This window comes from Polynucleobacter sp. AP-Nino-20-G2 (assembly GCF_018688235.1).
Lineage (GTDB): Bacteria > Pseudomonadota > Gammaproteobacteria > Burkholderiales > Burkholderiaceae > Polynucleobacter.
This window is the reverse complement of record NZ_CP061313.1, coordinates 1,768,752-1,781,069: the sequence shown is the minus strand read 5'-3', so window position 1 is coordinate 1,781,069 and position 12,318 is coordinate 1,768,752. Positions and strand designations below refer to the sequence as shown.

Sequence of the window (12,318 nt, the reverse complement as noted above, 5' to 3'; positions counted from 1 at the left end):
TCTTGCAAATACTACTGTTTTTATATACAGTAACTTCTAAGTTGTTAAAAAATACAGAAACTTCGGGAAAAAGCCCAATACATAGCGAAAAGGAATTAAAAAATGGCCTTGGATGATAAGAAAAAATCAGCCTCATCAGAATTTGACGGCATGAGCGGAGACAAGCAAAAGGCACTAACTGCAGCCTTGGCGCAAATTGAGAAGCAATTTGGTAAGGGCTCAATCATGAGATTGGGCGATGCAGAGATTCATCAAGATATTCAGGTGGTATCCAGTGGTTCGCTGGGCTTAGATATTGCTTTGGGAGTGGGTGGTTTAGCACGTGGGCGCGTGATTGAGATTTACGGCCCAGAGTCATCAGGTAAAACCACTTTGACTTTGCATGCGATCGCAGAGATGCAAAAGATTGGCGGAACTTGCGCATTTATTGATGCGGAGCACGCCTTAGATGTTCAGTACGCTTCACGCCTTGGGGTGGATGTGAATAATCTGCTGATCTCACAGCCGGATACTGGCGAGCAAGCCTTAGAAATTGCCGATGCTTTAGTTCGTTCGGGCTCTATTGATTTGATCGTGATTGACTCTGTAGCGGCCTTGGTGCCACGCGCAGAGATCGAAGGTGATATGGGCGATTCTTTGCCAGGCCTGCAAGCCCGCTTGATGAGCCAGGCTTTGCGTAAGCTCACTGGCGCTATTAAGCGCACCAATACCACGGTAATTTTCATTAACCAGATTCGTATGAAGATTGGTGTGATGTTTGGCTCCCCTGAAACTACTACTGGTGGTAACGCGCTTAAGTTCTATGCTTCTATGCGCTTGGATATTCGCCGTATTGGTAGCATCAAGAAGGGTGATGAAGTGGTTGGTAACGAGACTCGCGTCAAAGTGGTGAAGAACAAGGTTTCTCCGCCATTCCGTGAAGCCATTTTTGACATCATGTACGGCGCCGGAATCTCAAGAGAAGGTGAGATTATCGATATGGGTGTAGAGGCCGATATCGTTGAGAAGTCTGGCTCTTGGTATAGCTATAACGGTGATCGCATTGGTCAGGGTAAAGATAATGTGCGTGAGTTCTTGAAAGAGAATCCAGCCATTGCCCAAGACATTGAAGCGAAGATTCGTGAGAAGTTGGGCGTGAAGGCTGGAACAGCTGTCGTGAGCGATGTTGTCAGCGAAGAAGAGGAAGCGTAATAGTTTGATGTCAGAGCTAAGTAGCGAAACAAGAAAAAGTAAGAAACAAAGCCCGAGTCTCAAAGCTCGGGCTTTGCGCCTTTTATCGATGCGTGAGTACAGCCGCAAGGATTTGGGTGTAAAGCTGGAGGAGGCTGTCGCGAGAAGCTTGAAATTGGTAGAGCCTCAGTCGGATTCTGAATCCACTATTCCTGGCAAATCCCTGGCCATTCAGATTGAAGAGGTATTGGATGATTTTGAGGCGCGTGGCTGGCTGTCTGATCAACGCTTTGCAGAGGCATTAGTACGACGCCGAAGCGAGCGATTTGGAACACGAAAAATCCAAGATGAACTTCAACAGGCGGGAGTAGATAGCCTAAAAACAGCGCATTTACTTAGAACCCTCAAGGAGACTGAGTACCAGAGGGCTCATGAGCTTTGGCTGCGTAAGTTTGGTAGCGTGGCTCAGGAGCAAAAGGAACGGGCTCGTCAGTATCGTTTTTTGGCCTCAAAGGGTTTTAGCGCTGAGGTGGTATCCAAGGTGGTAGCCGGTCGCTCTGACTAGGGCAAGTACGGAGCCAAAATGCCTGAATGCGGCATTGCAGCATGATAGACTTATGAGGTCGGTCAAGCCCTTCGCATTTATTCAAATTAGCATAATTAAGTTAATTATTGGGTAGGTATGAATTAAAGGCGAAATCGGTTTTACTAATCCTCATCGCTTGCTAAAAAAGATACCGTTTCGGGAGTAATAATGAAAATTCACGAGTACCAAGGCAAAGAATTACTACGCCAATTTAATGTGCCAGTTCCAAATGGCATTCCTGCATTTAGTGTTGATGAGGCAATTAAAGCTGCCGAAAAATTGGGCGGCCCAGTATGGGTTGTAAAGGCCCAAATTCATGCGGGTGGTCGCGGTAAAGGTGGCGGCGTGAAATTGGCTAAGAGCATGGACGAGGTGAAAAAATACGCTTCTGAAATCTTGGGTATGCAACTCAAGACGCACCAAACTGGTCCAGAGGGCCAGAAGGTAAATCGTCTTTTGATCGAAGATGGCGCTGATATCAAGAAGGAGTACTATTTCAGTATCGTTACTGATCGTGGTACACAGAAAAATGTGATCATGGCTTCCAGCGAAGGTGGCATGGACATTGAGGAAGTGGCTGAGTCACATCCTGAAAAAATTATTAAAGTGTTTGTTGATCCATTGATTGGTTTGACAGATGCGGATTGCGACATCATCGCTAAGGGCATTGGCGTTCCTGATGCTTCTATTCCAATGGCGCGTGATGTATTCAAGAACTTGTACAAAACTTATTGGGAAACCGATGCTTCATTGGTTGAAATCAACCCATTGATTCTCGAAGGCAACGGCAAGATTAAGGCGCTTGACGCTAAATTCAACTTCGATCCAAACGCTTTGTATCGTCATCCAGAAATCGTTGCATATCGCGATATCGATGAAGAAGATGCAGCTGAGATTGAAGCTTCTAAGTTTGATTTGGCCTACATTTCACTAGATGGCAACATTGGTTGCTTGGTGAATGGTGCGGGCTTAGCAATGGCGACTATGGACACTATTAAGTTGTTCGGTGGTGAGCCAGCAAACTTCTTGGATGTTGGTGGTGGTGCAACAGCTGAGAAAGTCACAGAAGCGTTCAAGATCATGCTCAAGAACAAGAGTGTTGAAGCAATTTTGGTCAATATTTTCGGCGGCATTATGCGTTGCGACGTGATTGCTGATGGCGTAGTTACAGCATGTAAAGCGGTGAATTTGACTGTACCTTTGGTTGTGCGCATGAAGGGTACCAATGAGGAGCTGGGCAAGAAGATTCTTGCGGACTCTGGTTTGCCAATCATTAGCGCCGATTCAATGGCAGAAGCTGCTACTAAGGTAGTTGCTGCTGTTGCGAAAAACAAATAATCAAGGAACTTCAATATGTCTATTTTGGTAAATAAAAATACTAAAGTAATTACTCAAGGTATTACTGGTAAGACTGGCCAATTCCACACTGAAAAGTGCCAGGAATACGCAAACGGTAAAAACTGTTTTGTTGCTGGTGTAAATCCTAAAAAAGCAGGCGAGTCAATTTTCAACATTCCAATTTATGGAACTGTTAAAGAGGCTGCTCAACAAACTGGCGCAACTACCTCTGTAATTTATGTTCCGCCTCCTGGTGCGGCAGCTGCAATTTGGGAAGCTGTTGAAGCCGACCTTGACTTCGTCATTTGCATTACTGAAGGCATTCCAGTCAAGGATATGTTGGAAGTGCGCAATAAGATGCATGCAAAAGAAGCCGCTGGCGGTAAGAAGACTTTATTGCTTGGCCCAAATTGCCCTGGAATTATTACTCCAGACGAAATCAAAATCGGCATCATGCCTGGCCATATTCATAAGAAGGGCCGTATTGGTGTTGTGAGCCGTTCCGGTACATTGACTTATGAAGCGGTTGGTCAATTGACAGCAATTGGTCTAGGTCAATCCACGGCGGTTGGTATTGGTGGCGACCCAATCAACGGTCTCAAGCATATTGATGTGATGAGAATGTTTAACGAAGATCCAGATACTGATGCAGTGATCATGATTGGTGAAATCGGCGGACCAGATGAGGCTGAAGCAGCACGCTGGTGCAAAGAGAATATGAAGAAGCCAGTAGTTGGATTTATCGCTGGTGTTACAGCGCCCCCTGGAAAACGTATGGGCCACGCTGGCGCATTGATTTCTGGTGGTGCCGATACTGCTGATGCCAAGCTTGCCGTAATGGAAGAGTGTGGCTTCAAAGTAACAAGAAACCCTTCAGAAATGGCTGCTTTACTCAAAGCCATGTTGTAATAAAAAAGCATGCCGATTCGTCGGCATGCTTTTAGTTATGCCTAGTAGTTAAAACTAAAACATATAAAAGCACGGAGACTTTATGGATTTTTCAGCATTTTCTGACGCAACTTTTTGGGCTGCGCTACTCTCAATTATCGTTGCTAATATTTTGTTGTCTGGTGATAACGCAGTTGTGATTGCACTGGCGTCACGTAACTTGCCTCCTCATCAGCAAAAGAAAGCCATTTTTTGGGGTAGTGCCGCTGCCATTGTGTTGCGTATCATTCTCACCATTACTGCGGTTGCGTTACTTACCCTTCCTTACTTGAAAATCGTTGGCGCGATCCTACTCGTGTATATCGGTGTTCAGTTACTGGCGGATAGTGATGGTGAAGAGGATATGAAGGCTGAGTCTAGTATTTGGGCTGCTATTCGTACGATCTTGATTGCTGATTTGGTAATGAGTTTGGATAACGTATTAGCCGTTGCCGCTGCCGCTCAAAAGGGGCCTGAAGAGACCCGTCTCTTGCTCTTGATTGTTGGTCTTGGTATGTCTATCCCATTGATCATTTTCGGAAGTGCTATGTTGCTGAAGGTAATGGAACGCTTTCCAATCATCATTACTTTGGGTGCGGGTTTATTAGGCTTGTTGGCTGGCGGTATGTTGGTTGAAGATCCCGCTATCAAAGATAGCATTCAAGCTGCTCTTGGTGATGCCAAGTTAGCCTTTGAAGTGATTGGTGTGGCGGTCGTGATTCTTCTTGGTACTTATATGAAGAAAAAGCACGCGGCTAAAGAAGCGCATTAATTTTCTATCGCATGAATCGGAAAAGCCGGCCCCTAAAGCCGGCTTTTCTTACATTTGGACATCTTGAGTTTGATGGGTATAGACTGGATGATGAGGTATTTAACCCTCAGGAGCCAATGAATATGTCTACACAAGATCAGCAGCACGAGTCCGGTTTTACCTTGATTGAGGTGATGGTGGTGGTCGCCATTATTGGTATCTTAGTTGCCGTAGCTGTGCCCCAGTATCAGGATTACATTGCACGTAGTCGTATCGTAGAGGGGATGAATCTTTCTTCTAGTGCAAAGCTTGCGGTAACCGAAGCTTTTGCAAGCAAGGGTACTGTCGCAATGGATGAGGCTACTAATGGCTCATTTACCTTTGTGCCTACTCGTAGCGTGAAGTTAATTGAGATTACGCCCTCAGGAGCAATCGCAATTGACTACCAAAATAATGTGGCGCCCGAGAATAAAAATACGCTGCACCTAATTCCGACTAATGATCCCGATGCCAATTTGCCAAAACCAATCGACCTCTCTAAACCTGAGGGATCGACTTGGGCTGGTGGTTGGTCTTGCCGCTCCACTGAAACAAATTTATTACCTCAGTTACTGCCTTCAGAGTGCCGTATTACGAAGTAACGTAGTTATCACTACCTCATAAGCAATTAAGCCACCCACGGGTGGCTTAATTGCTTACATAGTCCAGTTCTTCTATTAAGCCTTCCATTCACCAGACTTTCCGCCACTTTTCTCTAGAAGGTGAACATCTCCCATCACCATACCCCTATCAACAGCTTTGGCCATATCGTAGATGGTGAGGAGTGCTACCTGGACTGCTGTGAGGGCTTCCATCTCAACGCCGGTAACTTCAATCTTGGCCAAATCCTTAGGTTTATTTGGACAACATTTGGACAAAGATTAGCACGAGATGCGGTCTATCCGTATATGGAGTGGAAACAATAACAACCCCTACCCCTTGTATAAATATCCGAATGTGCTGCATTTGACCCCACCCCCAAGAATTCTGCAGATGGAACCTAATCCAACCTATGTACTTAAATCTGCTCGTTCAAAATTTATTTTTTGGGCACTTGCTTTTTGCGCCCTTTTTTTGCTATAGCTATTAGGGAGGGTTTAAAAAAGGAGCTGGGTATGCCGCTAGAAGAGCCACAAATCAGGAATTGCGAGTTTAAATATAAGTGCTCAAAGACATGGGAGAGTCTTGAATCGCTAGAAAACTACCCAGCGGGGGTTAAATACTGCTCTACTTGTCTAAGGGATGTATTTCTTGTCGAAACCGATTTAGACCTTAAAAAGGCAGTCTGGGCTAATCGTTGCGTAGCTATACCTTTAAAAATGCGTATTTCGATAATTGAAGAAAGTGCCTTAAAGAAAATGAAAGCAGGGCACGTAGTTGGCCATGTTAGCGTTGAAAACTTACCTAAAAGTCCATTGAAAGGGATTTCGCTATGAAACAGGCAGCAAGAAGCATGAAATTAGTTAATTTAATAAGACTCTTTGTGCTTTCAGTGACATGGGTTGTCGGAGCGCAGACATATGTTTATGCGAATCAAGACGAATGTAATAACGCTCTGACTGAGAGAAGTGGCGCCATATCTCTAGGAGACTGGAGATTGATGAAGCAGAAGGCTAATAAGGCGTTAGTTGAGTGTAAAGGCTTATATACAAAAAAATTTGAAAATGAAATTCGCACGGATATTGTTATTGCAGATTTTAAATTAGGGGATTACAAAGCAAGTCTTAAGGCTGCAGAACAATGCATAAGCGTTTATTACATGAGTCCAGTTTGCCATTATTGGCTTGCCGCAAATTATCGAGAATTAGGGAATGCACAAAAATTTGAGGGGGCAAAGAAGAGGGCTTATGAAGTTGCAAATTTAGTTATCAAGCAGTCATCGGATGCGCTTAATTCTTCTAGCTCCAGGGCATCAAGGATTGAGCTAGATGCGAATATTAAGACTTCTGAATCTGTGCTGAGAAATTTAAATGACCTGTAAGCGACCTCAAGGAATATTTATCCTTAAAAATTTCTTGTGCGCTTTCTTATCCTTGGGGTATTGCCTATCTTCAGTCGCTCAAGTAACAAGTTGGAAAAATTCGCCACAAAATTGGCAGAACTCTCAGGAGAACTGGAGTAATAGTTCTCAAAATTGGCAGAACTCTCCACAGAATTGGCAAAATAATTCTAGCAATTTGAACTCTCAGAATTCCTTATACGACAATCAAGGCAATCGAATAGGGTACGAAGTTAAATCCTCATCTGATGTAATTAATATATACGATAGTAGTGGTAACAGAGTTGGTTATCAGTCTGCCAAGTAATTCGTATCACAATAAAAATATTTATTGTATTTTTGGGGCGAAAAAATCTAATTTGATGTAGAAAACATTAAGCATTTTGCTTAAATTTAACAAACTAGATGGAGCTACTATGTCAGATTTAAAAGAAGAGTTAATTAGGAGGGCTAGAAAGAGTGAGCCTGCATTTGAGCCCTTTTCAGAAATGCAGGTAATTGAAAATTTGCTACGAATGGCGGGTACTGCTCATGCTATGGAAGTTGCTGCTTACAAAGCTTCAGAAATATTTGGATATGATTGGGCTGAAAAAGAACCAAAAACTGAACAAGGAAAGATATTCAAAGAGGAGTTAAGCAAAATAGTATCTAGGACTGGAAAACAGGAAGGCGATACCCGTTATGTCAGATGGCAACGTTTTCAAGCCTTTGGTAAGGTTCGTTTTTTAGACCAACAGTTGTCCCCCCCAACAAATAAGAAGCCTCTTAAAGTAGCAATAAAAAGGCCGCCTCACATATTAGGGGTTACTGGAGGATTAATGGGTAATTAGCATTGTTATAAATTGGCTTCTATTGTTAGGGCTATTGTTATCAAAAACTGCAAGATTTCCTAACAATAGAAAACCTATATAGCATATGGCTTTGCGAGGAATGTTAGGGGTATTGTTAGATTGTTAGCAAAAATTATATATATATAGCCTCTAAAAAATTTTGAGCATTAGCGAGTGCTTGTTGCATTGTGAGGAAAGCTCTTTCTCTTTCCCCCCATGTATAGGTCAAAATTTTCATAACAATCTAACAATGCACTAAAGCATTGAATTTAATAGTAAAAACAAATCGTATTACATAACATTCCAAAAAATTCCTAACAATATCTACCCTAGCTTTCGTGCAAGCTCTACGGGGTTTGGCTGGTAGTAGCGCTTTAATACCCCTAGACTTCTATGTCCTGATACATGAGATAGCTCTATTAAGTTAGGGAGCTTCATGGCAAGGGCGGTGATTGCTGTTCTTCTTAGGTCGTGAAAGCGAATATTTTCAATTCCAGCCCGCTTTCTTGCTCTATCAAAGTTTGCTGATACTGCTGCATGGTTGATAGGAAACACCCTGCCATCTATGCATCTAGGAATTGCCTGCAAAATTTCAATAGCAACGGAGGAGAGGGGGACAATGCGGCTATCCCCATTTTTGGTGATTTCTAAATAAGCGGTGCGCCTATCTAGGTCAATATGTTCCCATCTCAAACCCAATAGCTCACCTCGGCGCATGGCAGTTTCAAGAGCTAATAAGACTAAGGGTTGCATCCAAATACTTTTGCGGCCAGTTGGCTTTAGGGCATCTAACAATTTGTTAGTTTCCTCGTGATTCAGAACTCGGCTTCTACTTTGAGGGTTTATCGGCTTCTTAATCAGCAATACTGGGTTATTGATATTGATGCCCCATTCCCGTCTTGCATGGTTAATGATGGAGGAGAAATAAGCCAATTCTCTAATCACGGTAGCAGGTGCAACTTGCTTCAGCCTTGCATCTCTATATGCTGCCAACTTCTGGGGGGTTAAGGCTGCCATGCTCAGCTTAGAGATAGGAGTTCTGGCAAGTGCATGCAGGCGAATTACATCGGCACTTCCTCCCCGCATCGTGGGAAGCACCTCTTCTATATATCGAGTGATGGCTTCCTTAAATGTGGTGCGTTCTGCAAGGACAGTATTTACAAAGCTGCCCTTATCTATTTCTGCTTCAATTTGCCGTGCCCATTGCTGAGCATCTTGTTTGCTGTGAAATGATTTGGTAACTGGTGCATGGCCTTTGCGAATTACTCGTGCTTGCCATACTCCATTGCGATTGCGTATTGATGCCATTTCTTATCCCTCATTTGGACAAGATTTGGACAAGACTAAAAGTTACATGCTTTGAGACGAAGCTAGGTTAGCGTTTACTCTCCCGCCTTCCATTCACCAGACTTTCCGCCACTTTTCTCTAGAAGGTGAACATCTCCCATCACCATACCCCTATCAACAGCTTTGGCCATGTCGTAGATTGTGAGGAGGGCAACTTGGACTGCGGTGAGGGCTTCCATTTCAACGCCGGTGGGACCGGTGGTCTCAGCTCTCACTTTGCAGGTGATGCTACTTTCTTCTGCATTGAGTGAGAGCTCCAGACTAACGTGGGTCAGGGCTAGAGGATGGCAGAGCGGGATCAGATCCGATGTTTTCTTAGAGGCCTGAATACCTGCAATTCGGGCGATACCCAAAACATCCCCCTTTTTATGGGTGCCTGCCTCAATCATGTTGAAGGTTTGGGGAAGCATCGTAATCTTGCCTGTGGCGAGGGCGATTCGATGGGTATGGGGCTTATCGCCAACATTAACCATATGGGCTTGGCCGCTGGTATCAAAATGAGTTAGTTTGTTCATGGGATAAGTTTTACCATATAGGGATGGAAGTGAGAAAGTCATCAGAAAAATCATCTATTTTTAGGCGGATTCTGGCTGGCCAATTAATTTTGGCATTAGCTTGGCCTAGCGCTGGTTTTGTTTACGCTGCGGGAAGCGCTTCCTCGGCGGTGGTAGGTGATGTTTCTGTCCAGGGGGATTCAGCGGCTTTGCAAAATTTGGGGAGAGCCGTTCAGTCTCCCGATGCCCGCTCCTCAAACTTGCCAACCCGCAATACATCGCAATCTCAACCCAGTTTTGTATTACCCGATATGGGTGATCCTGGCGGTGATGCTTTAAGTCGCTTGGATGAGAAAAAGTATGGCGAAATGATCATGCGCCAGATTCGTCCGGATCCAGATTATTCAAATGATTTACCTATATACGACTTCTTAAATCAAATGGAGCGGCGCTTACTGCAGTCCGCGAAGCGCTTGCAACTGGGTGGTGCAAACGAGCAGGGTAGTGGTGCTTATAACTTTGAAGTATTTGCAGTGAAAGACAGCAGTATTAATGCGTTTGCTTTGCCTGGAGGATTTATTGGATTCCATACTGGTTTGCTGACCAGCGCTGAATCAGACTCCGAAGTGGCATCTGTGATGGGCCATGAGACAGGCCACGTCTTGCAGCGCCATTTGGCGCGTCAGATGGATCAGCAGACTACCAATACGATGATCGCTCTGGCAGGAATGATCTTGGGTGCTTTAGCTGCATCTCGCAATCCAGGTGCAGCCTCTGGTCTGATGCAGGGCGGTCAAGCGCTTGCCGTGAATAATCAGCTCTCCTATTCCAGGGATGCAGAGCGTGAAGCAGATCGCATTGGCTTTCAGATTTTGGCGGCCAGTGGCTATGATGTAAATGGCGCACCAGGGTTTTTCCAACGCTTGCAAAAAGCAACAGGGATTATGGATAACGGTGTTCCATCTTATGTGCGCACCCACCCCTTAACTACTGATCGTATTGCAGACATGCAGGATCGCGCGCGTAATATATCCAATAAGAATGTTCCCACTGCGGTGGAGTTTTACTTCATTAAAGCGCGTGCTCGAATGGAGCAGTCAGGCACCTCTAGCGGTATGTATGACCTTAAAAATCAGTTTGAGAGCTTGAGTAAGCAATCTAGCCCCGGCAAGCAGATGGAAGGGTTTTATGGACTAGCTCTCATTGCGCAGAAGCAGGGTCGCATCGATCAAGCGACAACGTATTTGCAACAAGCCCGCAATCTTGCCAATAGTGCAATTGCCCCAGGCTCGCCCGTTCAAAGACAGAGCCTCTCGCTGGATATCACCGCCTCAGAACTAGCTTTAGCCAAGGGGAAGAATGAAGAGGCTTTGCAGCTAGCGCAGGCTACCTTACGCGCTTATCCGCAATCTTATGCGGCGGGTGCCGCAATGATGAACGCTTACCTGAAGTTAGGCCGCACTAATGACGCTATTGCTTGGCTAAAGGCTCGCACTAGAGCACAGCCTAATGAGGTGGTTTGGTGGGCGATGCTCTCAAATGCCTATGATCAAGCAAAGAATGTGCCCATGCGCCATTACGCTTTGGGTGAAAAGTATGCGCTTGAGGGTGCGTGGCCATCAGCACTTGAACAATTAAAAATTGCACGCGCATCTGGCGGGGCAGATTTTTATCAAGGTTCAAGCATCGATGCTCGGCTTCGTGAAATGCAAAAGCAATACCAAGAAGAGCTCAAGGAGCAGGGCAAGAGCGCCCCAAGATAATCAGTTGCTAGGTTTTTTGATGAAGTGAAAGCGTTCGCTTAATTCTGATGAGTAAATGGGCTCAATGGGCAATTCTTTTTCATACCATTTCCATGTGCCCCTAAAACTGCAGGCATCTTCATGGATCTTGGAGTGCTCTGAAAAAAGATCTAAATCATGGTCATGTAAGAGTGCTACCGATACAGACTCTTGGTTGGTAAAAACATGACTTGCCACATTTTGCTCGGTTGGTTGTGAGATCAATCCCGCAATGTAAATATTGCCCATTTCATCGCTCAGCGCCAAGTGCGGTGTGATTGCGGTGCCACATTGTGTGAGCAGTTGAGGGCCGCTATCACTAGGAATGATTCGAGCGATCCATGGGGTAGCGTCCAGCGTGATGAACACTCTTTGAGGGCCATTTTGGAAGAAATATCTACCCAAGGTATCGCAGGCGTAATTTCTAGAAATGAATTCATTAAGGGCGACATGCTGAATGACGTTTCCTGCCAGTTGATTTCTCTGTGCATATTCATCGCGCATGCGCCATTGACCGCGCCGATCTAATGCTAGCCACCCAAAGCAATCAGGGACACTGGGCCACTTGATGAGGGATCGGAGAACCTGTTCATCCATTTAGTGGCGAGCCTTCACAGTGATTTAATGCAGGCCGTGAGGTGTTGAGGGTGCATCAAAAGTATCTTCAGTTGAATGGCTTGCATGCAAATGCGCAATGCGCCAGCCTTGACTGTCTTGTAACAGTACGAGGGTGATGTTTAAAAAGAATTCCGCTTCTATTTGATCGGCTCGTAAATGCACTGCTTCAGTGGTGTCATATACGGCAGCTCCAAGGACGGAGTGACTAATGCAGGCGATGGGCTCAAGAAAGAGCGCTTGTTTGGCGAGCAAGCGCTCTAAGCCTGCGCGGATTTCCGCATGGCCACTAAGACGCTGACCTTCTGGGAGTACGCAGGTGATTGAGTCATCATCTAGCCAAATTGCCAATGCTCCTTTGACATCCCGATGTTTTAGAGCGTCGCGCCATGCATCTACCACTTCGTCGGCATTTTGAAAGAGTCTGGCAAGTTTAGGCAT

13 protein-coding genes and 1 pseudogene are annotated in these 12,318 nt (G+C 45.0%); 9 read left to right on the top strand and 5 right to left on the bottom strand.

The window, feature by feature from the left end; genetic code table 11:
• The first annotated feature begins 108 nt into the window (after nt 1-108).
• From recA to FD960_RS09195, 6 genes are all read left to right on the top strand, one after another.
• Entirely contained in the window at nt 109-1,191 is a 1,083-nt protein-coding gene (gene recA / locus FD960_RS09220) for a recombinase RecA (protein ID WP_371817454.1), read from the top strand.
• Nucleotides 1,192-1,198: 7 nt separating this feature from the next.
• Nucleotides 1,199-1,735: a RecX family transcriptional regulator gene (locus FD960_RS09215; protein ID WP_215298860.1), complete on the top strand. Its 537-nt coding sequence runs from the start codon at nt 1,199-1,201 to the stop codon at nt 1,733-1,735.
• A 189-nt stretch (nt 1,736-1,924) separates the two neighbouring features.
• Nucleotides 1,925-3,094 (top strand): ADP-forming succinate--CoA ligase subunit beta, encoded by a 1,170-nt coding sequence (gene sucC / locus FD960_RS09210; RefSeq protein WP_215298859.1) that lies wholly within the window; start codon nt 1,925-1,927, stop codon nt 3,092-3,094.
• A gap of 15 nt (nt 3,095-3,109) precedes the next feature.
• A complete protein-coding gene (sucD, locus tag FD960_RS09205; RefSeq protein ID WP_215298857.1) occupies nt 3,110-4,003 on the top strand; it encodes a succinate--CoA ligase subunit alpha in 894 nt (297 codons plus the stop codon).
• A gap of 82 nt (nt 4,004-4,085) precedes the next feature.
• Nucleotides 4,086-4,793 (top strand): TerC family protein, encoded by a 708-nt coding sequence (locus tag FD960_RS09200; RefSeq protein ID WP_215298855.1) that lies wholly within the window; start codon nt 4,086-4,088, stop codon nt 4,791-4,793.
• A 122-nt stretch (nt 4,794-4,915) separates the two neighbouring features.
• A complete protein-coding gene (locus FD960_RS09195) occupies nt 4,916-5,413 on the top strand; it encodes a pilin (RefSeq protein ID WP_305849559.1) in 498 nt (165 codons plus the stop codon).
• Nucleotides 5,414-5,488: 75 nt separating this feature from the next.
• On the opposite strand, the pseudogene FD960_RS09190 reads toward FD960_RS09195, so the two are convergent.
• A pseudogene (locus FD960_RS09190) lies at nt 5,489-5,638 on the bottom strand (cyclic pyranopterin monophosphate synthase MoaC); the annotation flags it as partial.
• Nucleotides 5,639-6,243: 605 nt separating this feature from the next.
• On the opposite strand from FD960_RS09190, the gene FD960_RS09185 reads away from it, so the two are divergent.
• The gene (locus FD960_RS09185) at nt 6,244-6,792 is read left to right on the top strand and encodes a hypothetical protein (protein WP_215298851.1); all 549 of its coding nucleotides are present in this window, start codon (nt 6,244-6,246) and stop codon (nt 6,790-6,792) included.
• A gap of 434 nt (nt 6,793-7,226) precedes the next feature.
• Nucleotides 7,227-7,640, top strand: a complete 414-nt coding sequence (locus FD960_RS09180) for a hypothetical protein (RefSeq protein ID WP_215298849.1) — start codon at nt 7,227-7,229, stop codon at nt 7,638-7,640.
• A gap of 324 nt (nt 7,641-7,964) precedes the next feature.
• On the opposite strand, the gene FD960_RS09175 is transcribed toward FD960_RS09180, so the two are convergent.
• A complete protein-coding gene (locus FD960_RS09175) occupies nt 7,965-8,948 on the bottom strand; it encodes a site-specific integrase (protein ID WP_215298847.1) in 984 nt (327 codons plus the stop codon).
• A gap of 74 nt (nt 8,949-9,022) precedes the next feature.
• On the bottom strand, nt 9,023-9,502 hold the full coding sequence (gene moaC / locus FD960_RS09170) for a cyclic pyranopterin monophosphate synthase MoaC (protein ID WP_215298845.1): 480 nt from the start codon (nt 9,500-9,502) through the stop codon (nt 9,023-9,025).
• Between the two features lie 29 nt (nt 9,503-9,531).
• On the opposite strand from moaC, the gene FD960_RS09165 reads away from it, so the two are divergent.
• Nucleotides 9,532-11,244 (top strand): M48 family metalloprotease, encoded by a 1,713-nt coding sequence (locus FD960_RS09165; protein ID WP_371817429.1) that lies wholly within the window; start codon nt 9,532-9,534, stop codon nt 11,242-11,244.
• Here FD960_RS09165 and FD960_RS09160 read toward each other — a convergent pair whose 3' ends face one another.
• Together FD960_RS09160 and FD960_RS09155 are read right to left on the bottom strand one after the other, a co-directional pair.
• Nucleotides 11,245-11,859, bottom strand: coding sequence for a DUF2946 family protein (locus FD960_RS09160; RefSeq protein ID WP_215298841.1), 615 nt, complete (start codon nt 11,857-11,859; stop codon nt 11,245-11,247).
• A gap of 24 nt (nt 11,860-11,883) precedes the next feature.
• The gene (locus tag FD960_RS09155) at nt 11,884-12,318 is read right to left on the bottom strand and encodes a nuclear transport factor 2 family protein (RefSeq protein ID WP_215298839.1); all 435 of its coding nucleotides are present in this window, start codon (nt 12,316-12,318) and stop codon (nt 11,884-11,886) included.